24 protein-coding genes are annotated in these 24,113 nt (G+C 61.8%); 14 read left to right on the forward strand and 10 right to left on the reverse strand.

Translation table 11 applies throughout. From position 1 onward, the window contains the following. The first annotated feature begins 224 nt into the window (after window positions 1-224). Genes HPQ62_RS04095 through rsmA form a run of 3 tightly spaced genes read left to right on the forward strand, consistent with a single transcriptional unit; the run spans window position 225 to window position 3,019 of the window. Complete coding sequence (locus tag HPQ62_RS04095) at window positions 225-1,175, forward strand: peptidylprolyl isomerase (protein WP_174801199.1); 951 nt, start codon at window positions 225-227, stop codon at window positions 1,173-1,175. An 18-nt stretch (window positions 1,176-1,193) separates the two neighbouring features. Then, the gene (gene pdxA, locus HPQ62_RS04100; protein ID WP_174801200.1) at window positions 1,194-2,195 is read left to right on the forward strand and encodes a 4-hydroxythreonine-4-phosphate dehydrogenase PdxA; all 1,002 of its coding nucleotides are present in this window, start codon (window positions 1,194-1,196) and stop codon (window positions 2,193-2,195) included. Then, on the forward strand, window positions 2,192-3,019 hold the full coding sequence (rsmA, locus tag HPQ62_RS04105; protein ID WP_174801201.1) for a 16S rRNA (adenine(1518)-N(6)/adenine(1519)-N(6))-dimethyltransferase RsmA: 828 nt from the start codon (window positions 2,192-2,194) through the stop codon (window positions 3,017-3,019). Before pdxA ends, rsmA begins: the two co-directional genes overlap by 4 nt. Window positions 3,020-3,106: 87 nt before the next feature. On the opposite strand, the gene HPQ62_RS04110 is transcribed toward rsmA, so the two are convergent. From HPQ62_RS04110 to HPQ62_RS04120, 3 genes are all read right to left on the reverse strand, one after another. Further along, window positions 3,107-5,302 carry an esterase-like activity of phytase family protein gene (locus HPQ62_RS04110; protein ID WP_174801202.1) on the reverse strand — a complete coding sequence of 732 codons (2,196 nt, stop codon included), beginning with the start codon at window positions 5,300-5,302 and terminating at the stop codon, window positions 3,107-3,109. A 98-nt stretch (window positions 5,303-5,400) separates the two neighbouring features. Next, window positions 5,401-6,282: a DMT family transporter gene (locus HPQ62_RS04115; protein ID WP_174801203.1), complete on the reverse strand. Its 882-nt coding sequence runs from the start codon at window positions 6,280-6,282 to the stop codon at window positions 5,401-5,403. 75 nt (window positions 6,283-6,357) lie between these two features. Further along, window positions 6,358-7,257, reverse strand: coding sequence for a LysR family transcriptional regulator (locus HPQ62_RS04120; RefSeq protein WP_174801204.1), 900 nt, complete (start codon window positions 7,255-7,257; stop codon window positions 6,358-6,360). A gap of 123 nt (window positions 7,258-7,380) precedes the next feature. On the opposite strand from HPQ62_RS04120, the gene HPQ62_RS04125 reads away from it, so the two are divergent. Further along, window positions 7,381-8,313: a ring-cleaving dioxygenase gene (locus HPQ62_RS04125; RefSeq protein WP_174801205.1), complete on the forward strand. Its 933-nt coding sequence runs from the start codon at window positions 7,381-7,383 to the stop codon at window positions 8,311-8,313. Between the two features lie 83 nt (window positions 8,314-8,396). Beyond that, window positions 8,397-9,002 (forward strand): alpha/beta hydrolase, encoded by a 606-nt coding sequence (locus tag HPQ62_RS04130; RefSeq protein ID WP_174801206.1) that lies wholly within the window; start codon window positions 8,397-8,399, stop codon window positions 9,000-9,002. A gap of 95 nt (window positions 9,003-9,097) precedes the next feature. Here the strand turns inward: HPQ62_RS04130 and gmk are convergent, their stop codons facing one another. The 3 genes from gmk to mltG form a co-directional block, all read right to left on the reverse strand. After that, window positions 9,098-9,742, reverse strand: a complete 645-nt coding sequence (gene gmk, locus HPQ62_RS04135; protein ID WP_174801207.1) for a guanylate kinase — start codon at window positions 9,740-9,742, stop codon at window positions 9,098-9,100. A 2-nt stretch (window positions 9,743-9,744) separates the two neighbouring features. Next, entirely contained in the window at window positions 9,745-10,632 is an 888-nt protein-coding gene (locus tag HPQ62_RS04140; protein WP_174801208.1) for a YicC/YloC family endoribonuclease, read from the reverse strand. Window positions 10,633-10,759: 127 nt separating this feature from the next. Further along, window positions 10,760-11,731, reverse strand: coding sequence for an endolytic transglycosylase MltG (gene mltG / locus HPQ62_RS04145; protein WP_425312590.1), 972 nt, complete (start codon window positions 11,729-11,731; stop codon window positions 10,760-10,762). Between the two features lies 1 nt (window position 11,732). Here mltG and HPQ62_RS21290 point away from each other — a divergent pair, with 1 nt between their 5' ends. Then, complete coding sequence (locus HPQ62_RS21290) at window positions 11,733-11,879, forward strand: hypothetical protein (RefSeq protein WP_425312591.1); 147 nt, start codon at window positions 11,733-11,735, stop codon at window positions 11,877-11,879. A 239-nt stretch (window positions 11,880-12,118) separates the two neighbouring features. On the opposite strand, the gene fabF is transcribed toward HPQ62_RS21290, so the two are convergent. The 4 genes from fabF to fabD form a co-directional block, all read right to left on the reverse strand. Next, window positions 12,119-13,381, reverse strand: a complete 1,263-nt coding sequence (fabF, locus tag HPQ62_RS04150) for a beta-ketoacyl-ACP synthase II (protein ID WP_174801209.1) — start codon at window positions 13,379-13,381, stop codon at window positions 12,119-12,121. Window positions 13,382-13,606: 225 nt separating this feature from the next. Continuing rightward, window positions 13,607-13,843, reverse strand: a complete 237-nt coding sequence (locus tag HPQ62_RS04155; protein WP_018062986.1) for an acyl carrier protein — start codon at window positions 13,841-13,843, stop codon at window positions 13,607-13,609. A gap of 279 nt (window positions 13,844-14,122) precedes the next feature. Then, on the reverse strand, window positions 14,123-14,860 hold the full coding sequence (gene fabG, locus HPQ62_RS04160) for a 3-oxoacyl-[acyl-carrier-protein] reductase (RefSeq protein WP_174801210.1): 738 nt from the start codon (window positions 14,858-14,860) through the stop codon (window positions 14,123-14,125). A 48-nt stretch (window positions 14,861-14,908) separates the two neighbouring features. After that, window positions 14,909-15,853, reverse strand: coding sequence for an ACP S-malonyltransferase (fabD, locus tag HPQ62_RS04165; RefSeq protein ID WP_174801211.1), 945 nt, complete (start codon window positions 15,851-15,853; stop codon window positions 14,909-14,911). 222 nt (window positions 15,854-16,075) lie between these two features. Between fabD and HPQ62_RS04170 the strand changes: the two genes are divergently transcribed. The 8 genes from HPQ62_RS04170 to rplI all read left to right on the forward strand — a co-directional run bounded on the left by HPQ62_RS04170 (window position 16,076) and on the right by rplI (window position 23,844). Beyond that, window positions 16,076-17,119, forward strand: a complete 1,044-nt coding sequence (locus HPQ62_RS04170) for an aldo/keto reductase (RefSeq protein ID WP_174801212.1) — start codon at window positions 16,076-16,078, stop codon at window positions 17,117-17,119. A 357-nt stretch (window positions 17,120-17,476) separates the two neighbouring features. Next, window positions 17,477-18,397: a calcium/sodium antiporter gene (locus tag HPQ62_RS04175; protein ID WP_174801213.1), complete on the forward strand. Its 921-nt coding sequence runs from the start codon at window positions 17,477-17,479 to the stop codon at window positions 18,395-18,397. A gap of 93 nt (window positions 18,398-18,490) precedes the next feature. Then, a complete protein-coding gene (locus HPQ62_RS04180) occupies window positions 18,491-19,270 on the forward strand; it encodes a siderophore-interacting protein (protein WP_174801214.1) in 780 nt (259 codons plus the stop codon). Window positions 19,271-19,758: 488 nt separating this feature from the next. After that, window positions 19,759-20,952, forward strand: a complete 1,194-nt coding sequence (locus HPQ62_RS04185) for a GGDEF domain-containing protein (protein ID WP_174801215.1) — start codon at window positions 19,759-19,761, stop codon at window positions 20,950-20,952. A gap of 326 nt (window positions 20,953-21,278) precedes the next feature. Further along, window positions 21,279-21,728, forward strand: coding sequence for a 30S ribosomal protein S6 (rpsF, locus tag HPQ62_RS04190; RefSeq protein ID WP_174801216.1), 450 nt, complete (start codon window positions 21,279-21,281; stop codon window positions 21,726-21,728). 30 nt (window positions 21,729-21,758) lie between these two features. Continuing rightward, window positions 21,759-22,007: a 30S ribosomal protein S18 gene (gene rpsR / locus HPQ62_RS04195; RefSeq protein WP_018062978.1), complete on the forward strand. Its 249-nt coding sequence runs from the start codon at window positions 21,759-21,761 to the stop codon at window positions 22,005-22,007. 245 nt (window positions 22,008-22,252) lie between these two features. Continuing rightward, window positions 22,253-23,236 carry a YybS family protein gene (locus HPQ62_RS04200; RefSeq protein ID WP_174801217.1) on the forward strand — a complete coding sequence of 328 codons (984 nt, stop codon included), beginning with the start codon at window positions 22,253-22,255 and terminating at the stop codon, window positions 23,234-23,236. Further along, complete coding sequence (rplI, locus tag HPQ62_RS04205) at window positions 23,227-23,844, forward strand: 50S ribosomal protein L9 (protein ID WP_174801218.1); 618 nt, start codon at window positions 23,227-23,229, stop codon at window positions 23,842-23,844. The genes HPQ62_RS04200 and rplI overlap by 10 nt, the downstream gene beginning before the upstream one ends. Window positions 23,845-24,113 lie beyond the last annotated feature (269 nt).

The raw sequence follows: 24,113 nt of genomic DNA on the forward strand, positions 1-24,113 counted from the left end.
AATCTTTGCAATGCCTTGCTTTTGCCTCCGAAATAGACAAAACATTTCCTTGAAAACGCGGGATCGGCATGGGACGCGGCGCATGGCCTCACATGTCTCCTGAAGGATTGAGGACACGGTGCGTCCGTGCGTTACGCCCGCAGGCGTTCGCTCAGCCAGGCCGCGAAACGAGATTGGGATGCGGCCGCGACGGCTTTGTCGCCCGGCCGGGGAAAGGAAAGAACATGAACGCCGCCAGATTTTCCGTGACTGCCCTTGCCGCCGTGATGATTGCCACGGCCTCGCTCATTGGCGCGCCCGCGGCTCCGGCCTTCGCCAAGACCGTCGACATAGCGGTGATCGTCAACAACGTTCCGATCACCAATGATGACATCACCAAGCGCAAGAACCTTCTGCGCCTGATGGGCGAGAGGGGCGCAAGCGACTCCAAGGCGCGGGAGGCGATGGTCGATCAGGCGCTGAAACAGTCGGAAATCGCGCTGCGCGGCGCATCGGTCAGCCAGGCTGAGGTCGATGCCGCCTTTGCGAACTTTGCCGCCGGCAACAAGATGTCGGTCGCCCAGATGAGCAACATTCTCAATCAGGCAGGCGTTGGCCCGGATCACTTCAAATTCTTCATGGCCGTCAGCATGAGCTGGGGCCAACTCGTGCGGGCGCGCTACGGCAGCAGCACGATGCTGCCCGACAAGGAGTTCATTCCGCAGCTCGAGGCGGCCGAGAAGGCAGGCAAGAAGCCGGAGACCACCGAATATCTCCTGAAGCGGATCATCTTCGTGGTGCCGGAGAAGGAACGCGGCGCCCTGCTCGGCAAGCGCAAGTCACAGGCAGAGGCAGCACGCAAGTCGTTTCCCGGCTGCGACCAGGCCATTGCCTTCGCCGCCGGCCAGAACGACGTCGCCGTCGTTGATCTCGGTCGCTTTCTCGAGCCGCAGCTTCCCGACCAGTGGAAGAGCGCCGTTGTCAAATCCACCGGTAACACCACATCGGTGATCACGACGCCCGCAGGCGCGGAGTTCCTCGCCGTCTGCGAGCGCAAGACCGCGACCGACGATTACGCCGCGCGCCTCGTTCTGAGCGCCAAGGAAGATTCGGCAGAGGTCGACATGGATGCCGAGAGCGACAAGTATCTCGAAGAGCTGCGCGCAAAGGCACAGATCGTCAAACCGGGCAACTAGTCCTTGGAAAAGCATGACATGGTGCCGCTGGCACTGACCCAGGGCGACCCGGCGGGCATAGGTCCGGAGATCGCACTGAAAGCCTGGAACAGGCGACGTGAGACCGGCACGCCAGCCTTCGTCTATGTCGGCGATCCAGCTGTCCTTGCAGCCCGGGCGGCCATGATGGCCATCGATGTGCCAATCAGATCCAGCACGCCGGAGGACGCGTCCGCCTTATTCGACGAATCGCTGCCCGTGATGGCGCTTCCGAGCGCAGGTGCGGTCTCACCGGGCACGCCCGACCCCGCGACTGGTGCCGGTACCATTGCCGCCATAGAAATGGCGGTGCAACTGACCCATGAGGGAAGAACGCGCGCGGTCGTCACCAATCCGATCGCCAAGTCCGTGCTCTACAGCGCAGGCTTTGCCCATCCCGGCCATACCGAATTTCTGGCAGCGCTTGCGGAGCGCGCAACGGGGGAAGCCTTCCGGCCAGTGATGATGCTCTCCTGCTCCAAGCTTCGCGTCGTGCCGGTTACCATCCACATTCCGCTGAAGGACGTCGCAGAAGCGCTGACGGAATCGCTGATCGTCGACACGATCCGCATTACCCATCGCGATCTGATCGCGCGCTTCAAGCTTGCCGCGCCGCGTCTGGCGGTTGCGGGCCTCAATCCCCACGCCGGCGAACAGGGAACCATCGGGCGCGAGGATGAGGCAATCGTTCGCCCCGCAATCGCGCGGCTGCGGGCAGAAGGCATCGACGCCGTCGGCCCGCTTCCGGCAGACACCATGTTCCATGCCGCAGCGCGTGCCCGCTATGACGCAGCAATCTGCATGTATCACGATCAGGCGCTGATCCCGGTCAAGACGCTCGGTTTCGAGGAGGGCGTCAACGTGACGCTGGGCCTGCCCTTCGTGCGCACCTCGCCCGATCACGGCACGGCGTTCGACATTGCCGCAAAGGGCGTTGCCGATCCGCGCAGCCTAGAAGAGGCGCTGCAGCTCGCCGACCGGCTTTCCAGGAGCCCCGCATGAGCCAGATCGACGACCTTCCGCCGCTGCGCGAGGTGCTTGCCACCCATGAACTCAACGCCAAGAAGGCGCTCGGACAGAATTTCCTGCTCGACCTCAATCTGACGCAGAAGATCGCGCGCACGGCAGGTGATCTTCAAGGCGCGCATGTGGTGGAGGTGGGCCCGGGCCCTGGCGGCCTGACGCGGGCGATCCTGTCGCTGGGTGCCGCGCGCCTCACCGTGATCGAGCGCGACGAGCGCTGTATGCCAGCCCTTGAGGAAATCGCCGCCCACTATCCGGGCCGGCTCGAGATCATCAGCGGCGACGCGCTCAAGACGGATTTCGCGGCGCTTGGTGCTGACAGGCCCGTCAAGATCATTGCCAACCTGCCCTATAATGTTGGTACCCAGTTGCTGGTCAACTGGCTGCTTCCCGAGAGCTGGCCGCCCTATTGGGAATCGCTGACCCTGATGTTCCAGAAGGAAGTCGCCCAGCGCATCGTCGCGGAGGCCGGGGACAATCACTACGGACGGCTCGGCGTTCTGGCGGGCTGGCGGACCGAGGCGCGCATCGCCTTCGATGTCCCTCCCCAGGCCTTCACGCCACCGCCGAAAGTAACCTCGAGCGTCGTGCATCTGACACCGCGGCAGACGCCTTTGCCGGTGGCAGCACCAGCCCTTGAAAAGGTGACCCAGGCTGCATTCGGCCAGCGCCGCAAGATGCTGCGCCAGAGCCTCAAGAGCCTTGGCGGCGAGGCGCTGCTGGCCAAGGCGGATATCGACCCGACCCGTCGCGCCGAGACGCTGAGCATCGCCGAATTCTGCACGCTCGCGGAAAACCTCTGAAGAACGCGGTTGTATGGCCTTTCGCACGGTCATGAATGCAAAAGGCCGGGTGCTGAGCCCCCGGCCTTTCAGTAAGACGGACCCCACCTAGTTCAGCGGAACGGTGAAGAACAGCGTCTCGCCCGAGCTGTCGTCGACACCGTCATTGTCGGTCACGGCATAGGCTGTGCCATCGGCGGCGATGGCAAAGCCTTCGATCTTGTCGACGACGAAGCCATTGGAGGCCGACTTCATCAGCGGCAGAAGATCGGCGGCTTCCTGCTTTTCTACAACAGGGAGATCAGAGCCGATCGGGGCAGGCTGCATGTCGGAGAGCGCGACCTTGTAGAGCTTCTTGAGCTTTGCCGCTTCGCCGATCTGGTTGTCGCGCTCGACGATGTAGGCAAAATCGCCGCTGGCGGTGATCTCGGAAAGGCCGACCCAGCCGCTTTCGGCTGCATCCAGAGGATAGGCGACAGCGCCCCATTCCTTGGTCGCGGGCGTGTAGGCCAGCAACTTCACGAAGCCCTTGTCGTCATCGGCCCATTCGCGCTGGACGGCCATCCATAGCGTCAGGTCATCGCCTTCGCCGACCGTGGTGATGCCTTCCATGCCGAACCGGGTCTGGCCCGTAAGCAGCGCTTCGGGAAGCTCGATGGTGTCAACGATCGCGCCCGTGCCATCAACATGGTAGACGGCGTGCGGAACTTCCTTTTCCGGGTTGCCTTCGGAGGCGAGCCAGAAACCGCCCTTGCCATCGGTCACGATGCCTTCAAGATCGAGCTTTTCGGCCGGAGCGCCGTCACGGGTGACGCGGATAACATCGGTGATCATCGCCGGCTTCTTGGAGGCATCGATCATGAAGATCGACGGCTGTGCGGAATAGAAGCTGTCATTGACGGCATAGAGCCTGGTGGCATCCGACGGGTCGGCCGCAAGACCGGACAGCGCGCCGAACCCGATCAGCGGATCGCGCGAAACATCGGACAGGATCTGCGGATAGTTCGGCTCCGCGTCCTCATAGGCATAGAGCATCACATGCGCCCGCACGCCGCCATCCGGACCGAGATCGGTCTCGTTGGCCGTCACCAGCAGGTTGCGATCCGAAATGGCGACGCCGCTTTCCGGCGACAGGCCGGATGGCAGCAGCTGCACGAGTTCAGGCGCATTCCCATCGCTGTCGTCATAGACGCCGACGACGGAACCACGCTCCGACAGGACAAACAGGTAATCGGTACCGCCGAACGTGCCCTTGATCATGCCTTCGGGCTCGACGCCCTTCTTGCCGGCGCGCTTGTCCGGGAAGTGGCCGATGGAAGCGACGGCGCGCTCGAAGGAGTTGCCGGAATCGTAAAGCAGTTCGCCGGTATCGGAGAAGATCGAGAAGCCACGCGAGCCGCCCTTGTAATCGCCTTCGTTGGAGATGGCGAAACGGTCATTGTCGAGCCACTTCACGCTATCGGGTTCGCGGGCGATACCGGAAAGCGAGCCGGTGAAATCAAGCTTGCCATCCTTCTCGGTGTCGACGCCGCTGATATCGACGGTGCCAGCCGAGAAGTGGTTCTTTACTTCACCGGTATTGCCGTCGATGATGGCGATGCCGTTGTTTTCCTGAAGCGTCAGCACGATCTCGTTGTCGGCATTGATATCGACGAATTCCGGTTCGGGATCGGTGGGCGCCACCATTTCGTCAAAGCCGGTCATGACGACATGCTTGATCGTGCCGCAATCAGCCACGCCGTCTTTCAGAGAAATGATCACCAGATCGCCGCCGGGCATCTGCGGCAGTTCGCCGTCGTTCAACTCCTCATCGCGCTCGTTCTCGATGGCGATGGCCACCATCGAGCCATCCGGCGACACGGCAACCGAATCGGGCTGGCCGCCAAGATCGCACTGGCTTTCGAGCGTGCGCGAGGCGATATCGACCACGCCGAGGAAACCCGACGGCGCGGTGTAGCTTTCAGACGTGTTGACGCCGACCAGCGCCTTTGCGCCGGCAACGGCAACCGAGGTCGGCTCGCCATCGAGCTTGGTGATGCCGAGCGCGGCAGGCGCTTTCGGATCCGTGATGTCGACGAAACCGAGCGCGCCGAGCGGGCTGTCGGTATAAACCAGCGTGTTGCCGTCTTCGCTCGCGGCAATGATTTCTGCCGAGGTTTCCGTCGCCGGGTCCATGTCGGCGGGCAGGTTGCCGGCAACGCTGAAGACCGAGATACGGTTGAAGACCGGTTCGGCGGATGCCGGGAATGCGGCCGAGGCAAGAAGCGCGGCAGTCACGGCCGCTCCGGTAAGACGGAATCGCATGGAAAAACCCCTCTGATGCAAAGATCTCTGCGAGGGTTCTGAGCGAGATGTGTGACAGCAGGATTACGCAGACGTTACAGGACGGTGACAACCCGCAATCAGCGCTCGCGGCGGCGCTCGATCAGCATGATCGAGAGCGACGCGCAGAGGATCATGACCCCGCCAAGCCAGAACAGGCCGTCCGGCGCATAGCCGAACACCAGCCAGCCGCCCAGCACGTTGAGCGGAAGCTTGAGGTCGTCAAAAGGCTGGACATAAGCGGCATCGGCGCTGGAATAGGCAAGCGTCAGGAAATACTGCGCCAGCGCCGTCAGCAGGCCGAGCGCCAGCATGATCCAGATCACCGCGCCGGCCGGCACGGCGAAATCCCCGCTCACCGCGACCAGAAGATTGATCGGCGTCAGCAACATCAAGAGCCAGACCGTGATAGATTCCGGTTTCTCGTGCTCGGTCAGGCGCTTCGTGATCAACGAGGTGGCGCCCCACAGAAGCGCCGAAGCCACCGGCAAGAGCGCGACCCATGTGAAGGTTTCCGACCAGGGCTGAAGGATCAGGAGCGCGCCGGTGAAGCCGACAGCCGTCGCCATCCACCGCGATAGCCCGACACGTTCGCCCAGAAAAAGCTTGGCCCCGACGATGATGAAGAAGGGCGACGTCATCACCAGCGCGATCGCCTGGCTGATCGGAACCGAGGCAAGGCCGATCACCCACGCCTGAACGCCCAGCGCGGAAAAGGCAACCCGGATGATGTGCTGCCAGGGATGGCTGGTGCGCATCACCGAAAGCCCGGTGCGCCAGAGATAGGGCACGGCAAACACCAGCGCGATGCCATACTGCCAGAAGGCGACCGACGAGGCGGCAAACCCCATATTCATCGTCACCTGCTGGATGAGAACATTGCCGGCGGCATAGACCACGCCTGCAAGCACCATCCAGAAGGCGCCGGTCAGAGCCGGCGAGCGATAGATTGCCTTTGCCATAAGCGCATCAAGTCCTTCTGAGCGAACGAAATCGTGGCAAAGAGGTAGAGAAGTTGCCGCCATTCGGCAAGCACTTCATAAGGGTCTAACCCGCGTGACATAGGCTTCGAAGAAATCCGAAAACCGTGCGACGCGGATCGGCAGGCGCTCATAGGGCGGATAATAGAGGGTGAGCCAGAGTTCCGGCGGCGTCCAGTCTGGAAGAACCTGGACGAGCCGCCCGGCGGCAAGCGCCTCCTCGACGATGAAATGCGGGAGCATCACCACGCCCTCGCCGTTCTCCGCAAGCCTTGCAAGAAGCTCACCATTATTGCCGGCAAGAACGGCGCCTGCACGCAGACGGCGTCGTCTGCCGGCACTCGTGAGCTCCCAGTTTTCGCCCGCGGCCTCCGCATCGAAGGCGAGACAGGCAGCGGCCGGCAGATCATCCGGGGTTTCGGGGACGCCGTTGGCGGCAAGAAAGCCGGGCGAGGCAACCAGGACCCGCCGGATCGGGCAAAGCTTGCGCCAGATCGTGGACTTGTCATCCGGCGGCCCGGAAATGCGGATCGCGAGATCGTATGGCGCCGTGACGATATCGACAAAACTGTCGGTCAGAGTGACGGCGAGGGAGATGGCGGGATTTTCCGCACGGAACCCCGAGAGGACATCCGGCAGAATCTGCTGGCCGAGCGACAGTGGCGCATTAAGCCGGATCAGACCGCTGATGGCGCTCTCCTGCGCGCGCACCTCCTCGGCCGCATCGTCGAATGCCTTCAGCAGAGGCCCCATCCTGGCAGCATAAACCGCACCGGCAGACGTCAACGACACCTGGCGCGTGGTGCGCACGAAGAGCTGCACGCCAAGCCGTTCCTCGAGTGCGCCGACGGCCCTCGTCACGCTGGGCGGGGTCATGGCGAGCGCGCGCGCGGCCGCTGCGAAACTGCCGAGCGCTGCGACGCTCAGGAAAACGCGAATGTCCGAAAGATCCTTCATCCGCCCATTATTACGCTCACTGCAACAATAAATTCAATTTTATTTCGCTTCACGTCTCCAAACGCAGCCATCATATTATTTCCAGAAACGAGGCAACGGCCCCGTAGGACAAGGAACACCATGATGTTACAGCAGATCAAAGGCCTGCATCACATCACCTCGATGGCGGCAGATGCACAGACGAACAACGATTTCTTCACCGGCACGCTCGGTTTGCGGCGCGTGAAGAAGACCGTCAACTTCGACGCGCCCGATGTCTATCACCTCTATTATGGCGACGAAACCGGCACGCCGGGCTCGGTCATGACCTATTTCCCCTTCCCGCATATCGCCGCCGGCAAGCCCGGCACGGGCGAAGTCGGCGAGACGCTGTTTGCGGTTCCGAAGGGTTCGCTCGGCTTCTGGAAGGAGCGCCTCGCAGGCCTCAATGTCGGCAAGATCGCAGAGAGCGAAGTTTTCGGCGAAAAGCGCCTTCATTTCGCAGGACCCGACGGCGACGGCTTTGGCCTTGTCGAAGTCGACAATGACGACCGTGCGGGCTTTCTGAAGGGCGACATTGCGGAAGCGGAAGCGATCCGCGGTTTCCACGGCGCCAGCATGCGCCTCAGGGACAGCGGCGCGACCGCCGAACTGCTCGGCTTCATGGGTTACGAGAAGGTCGACAGCAATGATGACTGGACCCGCTATGCGATCGGCAATGGCAATGGAGCGGATGTGATCGATATCCAGACCCTGCCATCGGCCAATGCCGCCCGCCAAGGCGCGGGTTCCGTCCACCACATCGCCTTTGCCGTGGAAGATCGGGCAGCGCAGCTCGAAGTCCGCAAGCAGCTGATGGATACGGGCTACCAGGTCACGCCGGTCATCGACCGCAACTACTTCTGGGCGATCTACTTCCGCACGCCGGGTGGCGTCCTGTTCGAGATTGCGACCAATGAGCCCGGCTTCGATGCCGACGAGGACACCGCCCATCTGGGTGAAGCGCTTAAGCTACCGCCGCAATACGAGCAGCACCGCGCCCGGATCGAGCAGATCCTGACGCCGATCAAGGACTGAGTGTGGGAAGGCGCGCGTTCCAGCCGAGCGCGCGCTAACCGCCAATAAAACCGGCCGGGTCCGCCCTGCCGAGGGAGAACACCATGACCGAAGAAACCTATCAGGCATTCACCAGCAACGGCGCACCGGACCAGCCGCTGGTCTTCAGCTTTCACGGCACGGGCGGCAATGAAAACCAGTTCGTTCCGCTCGTCACCGAGCTGCTGCCCGGCGCGGCTATCGTCTCCCCGCGCGGCGATGTTTCGGAACATGGCGCGCTGCGCTTCTTCAGGCGCACCGGCGAAGGCGTCTACGACATGGACGACCTTGCCACCCGCACGGAGAAGATGCGCCGTTTCATCGCGAAGCATCGCAGCGACAATCCCGGCCGCGCGGTCTACGGCATCGGCTATTCAAACGGCGCCAACATCCTCGCCTCGGTGCTGTTTCAAAGCCCGGACCTGTTCGATCGCGCCGCCCTGCTCCACCCGCTGATCCCGTGGACGCCGGACGACAATGCCGGACTTGAGGACAAGCGCGTGCTGATCACCGCAGGCGAACGCGACCCGATCTGTCCGCCTTCAGGCACCCACGCGCTGATTGAATATTTCGGATCGCAGAAGGCGGATCTTACGACCCAGTTTCATCCGGGCGGCCACGAGATCCGGCAGGAAGAGATCGACGCGGTTGCCCGCTTCCTGCGCGGTTGAGAGCCTCGAAGGCCTGAATGAAAACGCCGCATGGCCGCCCTTGCTTATCGCTCCGGGCGGCCATGCGGCGTTGCTGTCCGTCGGGAAGAAGCGGCCTATTCGGCGAGCAGGCGCGACACGTGATCCGGGATTACGGTTTCATAGTCGCGTTTGGCCCGTTCGGCCCTCAGGATCGATCTGACGAGATCATAAGCATCTTCCAGGTCATCGTTGACGACGACGTATTCGTAATCGCGCCAGCGCGCGATCTCGCCTGTGGCATTCTTCAGGCGCACATCCATCGCCGCCTTGCTGTCTTCGGCGCGCGCCATCAGACGCGCCCGCAGCGCCTCCATCGACGGCGGCAGGACGAAAATACCGACAACGTCGCGCGGCATCGACTGTTTCAGCTGCTCGGCGCCCTGAACGTCGATATCGAAGAGCACGTCGCGGCCTTCGGCGAGCGACTTTTCAACGGCAGCCTTTGGCGTCGCGTAGTAGTTGCCATGCACTTCGGCCCATTCCAGAAAGGCGCCCGCGTCCCGCTTCTTCAGAAAGCCTTCCGGATCCATGAAGAAGTAATGCACGCCCTCGCGTTCGCTGGCGCGGATCTGGCGCGTGGTGGCGCTGATCGAAAGGTCGATCATAGGATCTTCGGCGAGAAGCCTGCGCGCAATCGTCGATTTGCCCGCGCCCGAAGGTGCGGCCAGCACCAGCATCACGCCGCGCCTTTTGCCGGAACCGCTCACATCGTCTGCCATGGTCACTCCAAATTCTGTACCTGTTCGCGAAACTGATCGATCACCGTTTTCAATTCAAGGCCGGCAGTGGTGACAGCCACAGAATTGGACTTGGAACAGATCGTATTTGTTTCGCGGTTGAATTCCTGCGCCAGGAAATCGAGCCTGCGCCCGCATGGCGCACCTTCGGCGAGAAGCTTGCGCGCTGCCGCCACATGGGCGTGAAGCCGGTCCGTTTCCTCGCGGATATCCGCCTTGGTGGCAAGAAGCACCGCCTCGGCATAAAGCCGCTCGCCATCAAGTGCGGGCGCGGCCTCGATCAGGCGCTGGACCTGTTCGGCGAGCCTTGCCGCAATCACCGCGGGCTGCCGGGACGGATCGGCCTCGATCGAAGCGGTCAGCGTCTCGATCTGATCGATCTGCTCGCCAAGCATGGCAACGATCTTTTCGCCTTCCTCGGCGCGCATGGCGGCAAGATGTTCGACAGCTACGCCAAGATCAGCAAGGATCAGCGACTCGCGCGATTTCAGAGCCTCGCCCTGCTCCTCCGCCTCGCGCAGTTCCGCAATGCCGCGCATGACAAGCAGACCCTCAAGCGTCAGCCGCGAATCATCGAGTTGAGACGCAAGCCGGGACTTGAGCTCCATGACCGCCTTCAGCGCCGTTTCGTTGACCACCAGTTCCAGCTTGCTGTCGGAAACGCTGACATTCAGCACCACCTGTACATTGCCGCGTTGCAGCCTTGCGCTGATCTGCTTTCTGATCGCACTTTCCAGATGATCGAAACCCTGCGGCAGCCTCAGGCGCAGATCGAGACCCTTGCCATTGACGGACCGCAACTCCCAGCTCCAGCGAAAACGGTCGCGATGGCCGCTGCTTCTGGCAAAGCCTGTCATCGATTGCTGCGTCATGATCCCTCGCTGTCGCTTCCGGCGCCGAGCCTACAGGATTTGAACCGCAGCCGGAACGCCACATATCCTCAATCGCACCGGTTTTTGAGGTTGAAACCGATGCGTGTTCCGGATGCATCCGGGCGGTTCAGTTTGACGAACGCTCGGCCTCTACCTTGCGCCACTTGCGGACATTGGCGTTGTGCTCATCGAGCGTCTTGGCGAAGGCGTGGCCGCCTGTGCCATCGGCGACGAAATAGAGCGCATCGATCGGCGCGGGGTTTGCGACCGCTTCCAGCGCATCCCTGCCCGGATTGGCGATCGGACCCGGCGGAAGGCCGTTGATGCGATAGGTGTTGTAGGGCGTTTCCTTGTCGAGATCGGAACGATAGATCGGCCGGTCCGAGGGTTTGCCCTCGCCGCCGAAAATGCCGTAAATCACGGTCGGATCGGATTGCAGGCGCATGCCGCGGCCGAGCCTGTTCAGAAAGACGGCAGCAACCTGCGGCCGCTCATCAGGAACCCCGGTTTCCTTCTCGACGATCGAGGCGAGCGTCACGAACTCGTCCTTGTTCTCGATCGGCAGATCCTTTTCACGGGTCAGCCAGATCTCGTCGATCAGCGCTTCCTGCCCGGCACGCATCTGTTCAAGAATGTCCGTCCGCGGCGTGCCGCGCGCAAACGAGAAGGTCTGCGGCATCAGGCTGCCCTCGGGCGGCAATTCGTCCGGCAGGTCGCCGGAGAGATTGGGGTCTGCTGCAAGCTTGTCGAAGATCTGGCGAACGGTCAGCCCCTCGGGAAAGGAAATGCTGAAGAGGATCGATTTCCCAGATTCGAAGAGGTCTGCAATCTCCTGCATCGATGCACCGGCCTCGATCTCGTAATCGCCGGCCTTGATGGTTTCACCATCGCGGAAACGGGCGGCCGTAACATAGCGGAAAATCCGCGAGTCGGAGATGATCCCCTCGCGCTCGAGGTCCACGGCGATAGTTGCGAGGCCAGCGCCACTGCGCACCTTGAACTCCTGCGCGGCCTCAAGCGGACCCGGATCCTGATAGCGCGACATGGTATAGTAATAGACGCCAATCGCCCCGACGCAGCAAAGAACCAGAAGCGTCATCATGAAGTTCATGAAAACCACGACAGGGCTTCTCGCCTTCTTCGAACGCGGCCTCGGCTGGGGTACACGTTCGGGCCTCAGCGCCTGCTTTGCGGATTTTACCGAGGCAGGCCTGCGTTCCGGCGCGTTTGCGCGCCCATTATCCTGATCCGAGCCGCTCACCGGACCCCCTTGTCGCATTTTCCGTGCGGACATCGCGATGCCCGCTTGACCCATGTCTTGCCGAAGCCGTTGCTCGGCCCCGCCATTGCCGGCGCGCCAATAGCGCTGCCGATCCACGCCCGCCATCGAATCGTCCCGGGCGGGACGCGGCGAGCACAGGCTGTCGTTCAATAAAAAAACGGCTGCAAAATGTCAGCCGTTTCTTTTTCAGATGTGACGCCGGCCCTAGCCGGCGAAGCGCTTCAAGACCAGCGAGGCGTTCGTCCCGCCGAAGCCGAAGGAATTCGACAGGGCGATATCGATATTGCGCTTGCGCGCAACCTTGGGCACCAGGTCGATCTGCGTCTCACGCTCCGGATTGTCGAGATTGAGCGTCGGCGGGGCGATATTGTCGCGGATTGCAAGCGTCGAGAAGATCGCCTCGATCGCGCCTGCAGCACCCAGAAGATGGCCGGTCGCGGATTTGGTAGACGACATTGAGACCTTGCTCGCCGACGAGCCCAGAAGCCGCTCAACCGCACCGAGTTCGATTGTGTCCGCCATGGTCGAGGTACCATGGGCGTTGATGTAATCGACCTCCGACGGCGCGATGCCGGCCCGCTTCAGGGCCGCCGTCATGCAGCGGAATGCGCCCTCGCCGTCTTCGCTCGGCGCGGTGATGTGGAAGGCGTCGCCGCTCATGCCGTAGCCGACAACCTCGGCATAGATCTTCGCGCCGCGGGCCTTGGCATGTTCCAGTTCTTCAAGCACGACAATGCCGGCGCCCTCGCCCATGACGAAACCGTCGCGGTCGACATCATAGGGGCGCGAAGCGCGCTGCGGATCATCGTTGAAATCGGTCGAGAGTGCCTTGCAGGCCGCAAAGCCGGCGAGCGCAATCCGGCAGATCGGCGATTCGGTACCGCCGGCAACCATCACATCGGCATCGCCGAAGCCGATGATGCGGCTGGCATCGCCGATCGCATGCGCGCCGGTGGAGCAGGCGGTCACGACCGAATGGTTCGGACCGCGGAGCTTGTGGCGGATCGAAACCTGGCCGGACGCCAGATTGATCAAACGGCCGGGAATGAAGAACGGAGACACGCGGCGCGGACCACGGTCCCGCAGGGTGTAGCCGGCCTCGACGATGCCGTTGAGACCGCCGATGCCCGAGCCGATCAGGACGCCGGTCGAGATCTGGTCGTCGTCGGTTTCCGGATGCCAGTCGGCATCAGCAAGCGCCATGTCGGCCGCTGCCATCGCATAGGTAATGAAGGGATCGACCTTGCGCTGTTCCTTCGGCTCCATCCACTGATCGGCATTGAAGGTGCCGTCGCTGCCATCGCCAAGGGGAATGGAGCAGGCAATTTGCGCGGGAAGGTCGTCAACTTCGAACGCCGTGACCCTGCTTGCGCCATTGACGCCTTCCAGCAGACGTTTCCAGGTGACCTCGGCCCCTGAGCCGAGCGGTGTGACCATGCCCAGACCGGTGATTACGACACGCCTCATTGGTGGATCGCCCCCCATTCCTTCAAAAGATTCCTGTCATGACGCCGATAGACACGGCTTTCTCCGAGCCATTCTGAATCGGTCAGCGCCAGACTATAAACGCAGTTTCAGACAGCGCAAAACGTCAGCGCAGCGAAACTCCGGACAAAAAAATGGCCCGAATGACCGGGCCATGAAAGGCTTGCTTCAGGCTATGCCCGAATGCCGCCCGGAATTTTCACGAAATCAGGCCTGGGCCTTTTCGATGAACTTGATGGCGTCGCCAACCGTCAGGATCGAATCGGCGGCATCGTCAGGGATTTCAACACCGAATTCTTCTTCGAAGGCCATGACCAGCTCGACGGTGTCGAGAGAGTCGGCGCCGAGATCGTCGATGAAGCTTGCGCTTTCGACAACCTTGTCGGCATCCACGCCCAGGTGGTCAACTACAATTTTCTTAACGCGTTCTGCGATATCGCTCATGTCGGTTTCCTCGACCTGTCTCAAGTTCTACCGGATGTCATAAACATCCGCTATGTGGAAGCCGCCTTCTTTCCAACAGGGAAGATGCCGCGGCAGATATGTGAACCAAAGCCCACTTAAATCGAAATCCCGGCCGCAAGACCGGGGTTCGCTCGCTGGACTGTTCTTGGCAGTCCCGGCCCGCTTACCATGCTTTGTTGTGGCCGCAAAGCCCTAAAAGCATAGGATTGCCGGTCTCTCCAGCATTTTCAACGGCACGCATAGCGCGTGCCGTCATCTTCAGATCATGGCCATGCCGCCATTGATATGCAAGGTCTGGCCCGTCACGTAGCCGGCCTCGTTGGACGCAAGATAAGCCACGGCGGCCGCAATGTCATCACCGCTTCCCATCCGCTTCATCGGCACGGCGCCGAGGATCGCTTCCTTCTGCTTGTCGTTGAGCTTGTCGGTCATCGCGGTCTCGATGAAACCGGGCGCTACGCAGTTGACGGTGACGTTGCGCGGCGCGACTTCCTGCGCCAGCGACTTGGAGAAACCGATCATGCCTGCCTTGGCCGCGCAGTAGTTGGCCTGGCCCGGATTGCCGGTGACGCCGACGATCGAGGTGATGTTGATCACCCTGCCGAAGCGGCGGCGCATCATCGGATGCATGATCGAGCGCGTCAGCAGGAATGCGGCGGTGAGATTGACCTCCAGCACGCTTTCCCAGTCGGCATCGCTCATGCGCACGAACAGGCCATCCTTGGTGATGCCGGCATTGTTGACCAGGATGTCGACGCCGCCGAGATCGGCCTCGGCCTTTTCGCCAAGCGCCTTGACTGCATCCCGATCGGAAAGGTTGGCGGGAAACACATGCGCGCGTTCGCCGAGCTCGCCGGCAATCGCCTCAAGCTTCTCGGCCCGCGTGCCGTGCAGGCCAACGGTTGCACCCTGTGCGTGAAGCATGCGGGCAATCGCCTCGCCAATGCCGCCGCTGGCGCCGGTAACAAGCGCCTTGCGGCCGTTTAGATCCAACATGTCATAACCTCGTCAGATGAATGCCCGCAGAAGCGGGCCGTTTCGGGTTCAGCCCTTGATCGCCTTCAGCGCGGCATCGATGTCGCCCGGGGCATTGATCGCAACGCCATTCAAGGAGCGTTCGATGCGCCGCGCAAGACCGGTCAGGACCTTGCCGGCGCCGACTTCATAGAGCGTTTCGATTTCGTTTGCCGCAAACCAGCTCACCGTTTCGCGCCAGCGCACCCGGCCCGTAACCTGCTCGACCAGAAGCCTCGCAATCTCGTCAGGATCGGAAACGGGGGCGGCGCGGACATTGGCGATGACCGGCACCACCGGTTCGCCGCGACGGACCTCTGCCAGTGCCTCTTCCATGGCATCGGCGGCGGGCGCCATCAGCGCGCAATGGAAGGGTGCGGAGACCGGCAGCATCAGCGCCCGCTTGGCGCCTTTTTCGGTTGCGATCGCAACCGCCTTCTCAACGGCTTCCTTCTCGCCGGAGATCACCACCTGTCCTCCGCCATTGTCGTTGGCGATCTGGCAGACGCCGGTGGCAGACGCCTCGCCGCAAAGGGCGTCGACATCGTCGAACTCAAGCCCGATGATCGCCGCCATCGCGCCCTTGCCCACCGGCACGGCGCGCTGCATGGCGTTGCCACGAATGCGCAGAAGCCGCGCGGTATCGCCAAGCGAGAAGGTGCCGGCAGCGCAGAGCGCCGAATATTCGCCGAGCGAATGTCCGGCGACATAGGAAATGTCCTTGCCGAGATCGAGGCCTTCGGCTTCCAGCACCCGCACGGTTGCAAGCGACACCGCCATCAGCGCCGGCTGGGCGTTTGCCGTCAGCTGCAGCTGGTCTTCCGGGCCTTCCCAGATGACGGCGGAGAGTTTCTCGCCCAGCGCATCGTCGACTTCCTCGAACACCAGCCGCGCGGCAGTAAATTCGTCAGCCAGCGCCTTGCCCATGCCGACAGTCTGGCTTCCCTGTCCGGGAAAGGTGAATGCAACGCTCATCTCGATCAGCCTCTTAGCGGTGAAACCTCCCCGCGCGTTCCTTGTTTGGTGGAATGCGGCGGTTTCGTTCTCCATTTGACGTTTCGGACGGGCAAGTCAAGGGCGACGGGGTTTTCGCCCATCCAGGAAAGTTGCAGGAAAACGCGGCATCACGCTTGCGCGACCGACGCGAGCGGCTAAAGTCGCCCCATTGTCACGCCAGCCGTTTCTCAAGGTAAATTCATGAAAATCAAAAGTTTGGGCCGCACCGGCATCAAGGTATCCGAAATCTGTCTTGGCACCATGACCTGGGGCACACAGAACACGCTGGACGAGGCGTGCGCCCAGATGGACTATGCCGTGGAAAACGGCGTCAACTTCTTCGATACCGCAGAGATGTATCCCGTCACCCCGATCGGCCCGGAAACCTATGGCCGCACCGAGGAATATATCGGCAAATGGCTGAAGGCGCGCGGCAGGCGCGACGACATCGTGCTCGCAAGCAAGGTGGCGGGTCCCGGCAGGCCGTGGGTGAGAAACGGCGAGCCGCTGACGCCCAATGCCATCCGAACCGCGCTCGACCAGAGCCTGAAGCGGCTCAACACCGATTATGTCGACCTCTACCAGGTGCACTGGCCGAACCGGAACCACTTCCACTTCCGCAATTCCTGGTCCTATTCCCCCTTCGGCCAGGACCGCCACCAGGTCCGCATCGACATCGCCGAAACGCTCGACACGCTGGACGATCTGGTGAAGGCCGGCAAGATCCGCGCGATCGGCCTTTCCAATGAAACCGCCTGGGGCACGATGAAATATCTGGCGCGGGCCGAGGCGAAGGATCGCGTGCGGGTCTCGACGATCCAGAACGAATACAACCTCCTCTACCGACACCATGATCTCGACATGGCAGAGCTTGCCCATCACGAAGATGTCGGCCTGCTGGCCTTTTCGCCGCTTGCGACCGGGCTGCTGACCGGCAAGTACCGCAATGGCCGCCGCCCGGAAGGCTCACGCATCACGATCTCGCCCGATCTCGGCGGGCGGATGCAGGAGTACCAGGAACCGGCGGTCGACGCCTATTGCAAGCTGGCAGAGCAGCATGGCCTCGACGCCGCGCAGATGGCGCTCGGCTTCGTTCTGTCGCGCCCGTTCGTGACCGCCGCCATCATCGGCGCCACGACGATGGAACAGCTTGCGACCAACATCGCCGCTGCCGATATCGCAATGACAGATGACATTCTCGGCGATATCGCCAGGGTGCACCGGGCGTTTCCCGCGCCGATCTGAAGCGGCTCCGCATAGCCCTGCAAAGGCCCCTTGCGAAGGAGACGCGGTTTGTTGAGAAAGTCCGCTTTGTCCTCTGCCGTTATGCTCGGACTTGACCCGAGCATCTCAACACGGATCAGCACGACAGGCGTCTCGGACAAGAAAGTTGGACAGGATACGACGTATTCCAGGCCACCCACTCCGCCCGAAATGTGACTAGCTCCTCGGGACAAGCCCGAGGATGACGGCCCGTGGAGGAGGATGGGCTACCATGTTCTGAAAACACATGGCTCCCCTGCCGTTTTCCTGCCCCGCACATTGTCTCCCGCGCTGGAGCCCCCATATGCCCAGAGACATTGGCGGCAGGGGAAGCAGGACTTGGATTTTCTTTATATCGCGCTCGGGCTCGTCGGGCTTTATTTCGGGGCGGAGTGGCTGGTTGCGGGCGCGGTGGCAACGGCGCGCAGGCTCGGCATATCGCCCCTCATCGCCTCCATCGTCATCGTCGGCTTCGGCACATCCCTGCCGGAACTGCTGGTCTCGGTGCGCGCAGCGCTGACCGGATCGCCGGGCATTGCGCTGGGCAATGTGGTCGGCTCCAACATCGCCAATATCCTGCTGATTGTCGGCGCGGCGGCGGTGATCTTTCCGATTTCCGGCTGGGACAGGAATGTCCGCCGCGACGCCGCCGTGATGACCGGCTCGAGCGTTTTACTGCTGTTTCTGGTACAATATGAAATCATCGGCCGGGTGGCCGGCCTCGTCCTGCTGGCGCTGCTGGCGCTCTTCCTGTTCAGAACCTACCGGTTTGCCGTTGCCAGTGACACGACGCCCGAACTGCCGGAAGATGGCGCAAGCCCGGTCTGGAAGATGACGCTTCAGATCGCAGCCGGGTTGCTGGCGCTGATTGCCGGCGCGGAACTGCTCATACGCGGCGCGACCGAACTGGCGACCCATTTCGGCATTTCCGATGCGGTGGTCGGGCTGACGGTGGTGGCGCTCGGCACCAGCCTGCCGGAACTTGCGACCGCAATCGTCGCCGCCGTCAAACGCCATTCCGATGTCGCGATCGGCAATGTCACCGGCTCCTGCATCTTCAACATCCTCTGCATCCTCGGCGCCACTGGGGCCATCGCGCCGCTGCCGGTGCCTGAAGGGTTCGCCACCTTCGACGTGCCGGTGATGCTGGCCGCAACCGTGTTCTTCACCGCCATGCTGTTCTTCGCCCCGAAATTCCACCGGGCGACGGGGGCTGCGATGCTGGTGGCTTACGGCGGCTATATCTGGGCTTTGGTGTAGCAGCACGCGCTGACTGGCGATCCCGATCATGCCTCCTTGACATCAAATGTCAGCGTCATTGCAAAACATGATACTTATAGTCATATTAAAACGATGAACAAACGACCAGAACCAAAACTCTTCGACGTCCTCTCCGCAGAACAGATCACCCCCAACATGCGCCGCGTCACCATTGGCGGACCTGCCATGACGACGTTTCCCGCCGGGCAGGATGGCGGCTATGTTAAGCTGATGCTGCCCGGCGCGGATGAAAAGCCGGTGGTGCGGACCTACACGATCCGCCGCCAGAGCGCCGATGCGCTCGACATCGATTTCGCACTCCACGGCGATCACGGCAGCGGCGGCCCCGCTGTTTCATGGGCGAAGACCGTGACGCCCGGCGAAACCATCCGAGTCGGCGGACCGGGACCGGCAAAGCCCCTTGCCCCCGGCGCCGACTGGTATCTTGCAGCCGGCGACATGACCGCCCTTCCCGCGATCGCCGTCAATCTGGAGGCGCTGCACGAAGACGCGGTCGGCGATGCCGTGATCGAGATCCAGAGCGAGGCCGACCGGCAGAACCTCCTCCACCCCGAAGGCATCCGCCTCCATTGGGTGATCAACCCAGAGCCCGGCCATCATCCGCAAGCCTTCGATGAAGCCGTACGCGCCATCGAATGGCGCAAGGGCCGCGTCTACGCCTGGTGCGCCACGGAATTTGAAACCATGCGGCGCGTGCGTGCTTATCTTAGAGAAGAACGCGGGCTTGGGCCGAATCAGCTCTATGTTTCAAGCTACTGGAAACAGGGGCTGGGGGAGGATCAGCATAAGGTTTTGAAGAGAGCGGATGCCGAGGAGAAGACATTGGGACCGGTGAGCGCCGCTCCGATATAGGCCAAACAGCGCCATTGGCCCGACGCCGCAACCAGCACTGTGGCCGCACCGCTGGAACGTCAATATCATCGCTTTCCGCACTGTACCGCGCAACAATGCGGTGTCTGGTTTCGGTCCCTTCGGCGCGACTTTGATGCGGATGGCTTCAGTGGGGCCATCCAGTCATCTGATCTTGCAATAGCCGCATCCGTAAGCGCGGACGGACACTTCGGAACTATTGAGGCGCTATCGATCGGTGATTCCGAATCTGATGAACCGTTGCGCATCCACTTCAGCCGAACCGTGCGGAACCGGCTGCCGGACTGCCCCTCGCTCGTTCCATTTGGCAAAATATCCAGGTATTGCCGCAGCATTTTCCGGTAAATCTGCCTGTGCAGCAAGGGGCGGAGACTGCAGGTAATTTAATTGTGGCTTGCCCATAACGGACGACACCTGCTATTTTCGGTTCTCGCCTGTTTTTAGGCGTGGTTGAGAAAGCCTCAAAAACCATGTCATCGCATCTGGTTTCGCTTGTTAACTTTGCTGGGATGATGGCGCTAACTGCTGTCGCGTTCGCCGTGATATTGAGGAATGTATCCGGCCACTTCAGCAGACAGGTCATCTTCGGCCTGACACTCGGTCTGGGCGCGACGCTCGTTTCGCTCCAGCCAATCATGTCTGTCAATGGACTGCAGATAGACCCCCGCAACCTGTTCGTTGCCTGTGCGGGCGCTTTCGGCGGGCCGCTGGCGGCTGCGATCAGCTTTGTGATGGCTGCGATCACGCGGTATCTCGAAGGGTACGAGTACGCTTATGTTTGCATACTTTCTCTGTTCCTCGCCAGCTGCGCTGGGCTGGCATGGAGGCATTATACCCGCAACCACAGCCACATCGAACCCGCGCATCTCGTCCAACTGGGACTGTTCATCAGCCTGTCCTATCTTTGTACCTTCCTTCTACCGAGACAGGACTGGTCCACCATCTTCCTGAAAGCCGTCCCTTTCCTGACCATGACGAATGTTGTCGGGATGATGATTTTGGGTGGATATCTGGAGTGGGAACGTCAGCGGAAGATCCGCGAGCGCAATCTTCGGGATCAGGCATCGGTCGATTCCCTGACCGGTCTTCGAAACCGGCGTGCCTTCGAGCTGGAATATAATCAGTCTGTGCTGCAAGACAGCGCTAACGGGACTGCGTTCCTTCTGATCGATCTCGACCACTTCAAGAAGATAAACGACAGCTTCGGACACGCCACCGGCGACGCCGTGCTGCTGGATGTCTCCCAGAAAATCTCTGACAGTATCCGCAGCGTGGACCTGGCAGCCCGGTATGGCGGCGAAGAGTTCGCGGTTTTGCTGCGTAACGCCAGTCGCGTTCAGGCGATGGCCATCACGCAGAGAATACTGGACGCGATCGCGACAGCCGGAGACGCCGATGCCGGCTTGACCGTCACCGCCAGTATAGGCCTGTTTTGTTCAGAGCAAACCGAAGCGCTGGAGACGGCCTTCAAATTCGCCGACCAAGCGCTTTACCAGGCAAAGGTCGCCGGCCGGAATCAGATTGTGGTTGCCGGCGCGCCGACTCCCTCGGCGATTACCGCAACCCCCGCACGCACCAGCCGCCACGCATGGCTGGCATTGAAATCTCAAGGTGGGGACGTCCTGCTCAGGAAAAATCCCGGGCCCGATCCCGAACTGCAATGAAGCGCAGCCCTTTCGCAGGCCCCTCCAAGCAGGTCTGCGACAGCGTGTTTGGCAATGCTCGAAAGGGGACGACGCCCTCGTCTTGCCCGCGGCCCTTGCCATCCTGCCAAAACTGTGTATAAGCCGCTCATCCAAAGGTCCGGTCTTCAGGCTGGTGGCTGAACGGAGGGCTTATAGCCTGGCGCGATAAAAGCGCCTGCCTCCCGTGTCGCCGCTCTCGACCGTCTCGTCATAGCGCTTTTCTTGCTGGGTTCGCCCTCAGGAGCAGTCGTTGAGGCTTAGCCGCCGAATTCCGGGTCCTGGAAACGCAAGAAAGGCACATATCAATGGCACTTTACGAACACGTGTTCCTGGCCCGCCAGGACATCACGGCCCAGCAGGTTGACGCCATCGTCGAGCAGTACAAGGGACTGATCGAAGAGAACGGCGGCAAGGTTGGCCGTATCGAAAACTGGGGCCTCAAGTCCCTCACCTACCGCATCAAGAAGAACCGCAAGGCGCATTACGCCCTGATGGACATCGATGCCCCTGCTGGCGCGATCCACGAGATGGAACGCCAGATGCGCATCAATGAAGACATCCTGCGCTACATGACCATCAAGGTCGAAGAGCACGAGGAAGGCCCGTCGGCCATGATGCAGAAGCGCGACCGCGACGACCGTCCCCGCCGTGACGGCGGACGCGATGGCGGCCGCGACAACCGTGGCGGCGACCGTGATCGCGGCGACCGCGGCGATCGTGGTGGTGACCGCGGCGAACGCCGCCCGCGCTTCTAATCGCGCTTACGAGATAAAAGGATCAATACAATGGTAGCCATCGCTTCTATCCCGACGCGTCGCCCGTTCAACCGCCGTCGCAAGACCTGCCCCTTCTCCGGTGCCAACGCTCCGAAGATCGACTACAAGGACGTGCGTCTGCTGCAGCGTTACATTTCCGAACGCGGCAAGATCGTGCCTTCGCGCATCACCGCCGTCAGCCAGAAGAAGCAGCGTGAACTGGCCCGCGCCATCAAGCGCGCCCGCTTCCTCGGCCTTCTGCCCTACGTCGTTTCGTAAGGTTTTTTGACTTTGGCGGGCGGGGCACGCTTTCATGCGCCCCGCCCGCCGCCTACTCTGCGTCATCCCCGGGCTTGACCCGAGGATCCAGGCAAGGCTTTCCGGGCGTTATGGATGCTCGGATCAAGTCCGAGCATGACGCATGAGAGATTGGCTCCGGCGCGGTGGGCGCGCAGCAGCCGAATAGAAAACCCAGGTTGGGAAACTCAGTTTTCCCTAACTGCTTGGACAAGCAGGACAGCGAGATGAAAACGCTTACCGCAAGAACATTGCTGATCGGTGTGCTTTCCGGCGTGGCCGCCTTTGCGCTGGCCTATGGCGCGGGTGTCACCGTGTTGTTTTCGACGCTGCTTGCCGCCGCCTCGGCGCTTCCCATTCTGATTGCAGGTCTTGGCTACGGGCTGGTCCCGGCGATTATCGGCATCGTGGTCGCAGGCGCGCTAGGCCTTGCGCTCGCCTCGCCCTTTTTCGCGCTCTACACGCTTGCTGTCACGCTCATACCCGCCGGCTGGCTCAGCCATCTCGGCAATCTCGCGCGCCCGGCCTCCGAGATCGGCGGGCCGGAAGGGCTGACCGCATGGTATCCGCTTTCCGATATCATGCTGCATCTCTGCTTTGCGGTCACCGCCGCGCTGATCGTGGTCGGCGCCGTTGCCGGTTACGGACCGGACACGACCGGCCAGATCATCGATGCCTTTACCGCAGCGCTTTCCGAGCAGAACCCCGAGCTTGCCACCGATGCGGCGATGATTGCCCAGTACAAGGCGATGTTTTCGCTGATGCTGCCGATCGTGCAGGGCGCAACCTCGGTGATCCTGCTGTTCGTCGCCTTCCATTTTGCAAGCCGCATCGCCATTTCGTCCGGGCTCTCCACCCGCCCGCGCGAGGATGTGGCGCAGTCGCTCAGGATGAGCACCAACGCGATCTACGTGTTTCTGGCGGCACTCGTCATCACCTTCTTCGGCGGCACGATCGGCCTGATCGGCGCTGCCTGCCTCGGCGCCTTTGGCGGCGGGTTTCTTCTCGCCGGTCTCGCCCGCATGCATCTTGCCGCCCGCGGCAAGAGCTGGGGCGTGCCGGTGATCATACTGTCCTACCTGTCACTGATATTCACCTTCCCGGCCCTGGTGTTCATCACCATGGGTCTTCTCGATACCAGACGGGCCATCGCGCTTTCGCCGTCGGCCCGCAATCCCAATGATGATGAAAGGAATGAACCATGGACGTAATCCTGCTTGAACGCATCGCCAAGCTCGGCCAGATGGGCGAAACCGTTAAGGTTCGCGATGGCTTTGCCCGTAACTACCTGCTGCCGTCCGGCAAGGCGCTGCGCGCCAACGAGGCCAACAAGGCCCGTTTCGAAGCCGAGCGCTCGGTTCTCGAAGCCCGCAACCTGGAACGCAAGAACGAAGCCCAGAAGGTGGCCGACGTTCTCGAAGGCAAGTCCTTCATCGCCGTCCGTGCCGCCGGCGAAACCGGCCAGCTCTACGGCTCGGTTGCCGCCCGTGACGTCGTCGACATCCTGGCTGCTGAAGGCTACAACATCGGCCGCAACCAGGTCGTGCTCAACACGCCGATCAAGACCGTTGGCCTCCACAATGTCGAGCTGCACCTGCACGCCGAAGTCGAGATCACCATCGAGCTGAACGTTGCCCGTACCAAGGAAGAAGCCGAGCGTCAGGCCAAGGGTGAAGACCTCACCTCCGCCGAAGCCATCTACGGCGTTGACGAGGACGCTCTGCGTCCGGAAGACTTCTTCAACCCGGACGCCGACTACGACCTCGACGACGAAGCTGCCGAAGCTTCGGAAGAAGACGGCGAAGAAGAAGACAAGTAAGGCCTTCCGGCCTTGCGGGGCGGACTGCCCGGCCGTGCGTGAGGCCGCTATGGTTCGCCTTCCTTTCCGTGACGTGTCATGCTCGGGCTTGACTTAGAGAATGGGAAACAGTGCAAAATCCGCCCGGCCTTATCCAAGGCCGGGTTTTTCATTTGCCGGGCTCAGGGTGTATCATCCCTCTGGCGCGACCACGGCGAATCATGTCAAGCGCGCCGGGCCGAGATGCGGCGTTTAAATTTTCAACCTGTGAATTGGTGTTGAGAACGGCA

It is taken from the genome of Martelella limonii (assembly GCF_013344475.1).
Lineage (GTDB): Bacteria > Pseudomonadota > Alphaproteobacteria > Rhizobiales > Rhizobiaceae > Martelella > Martelella limonii.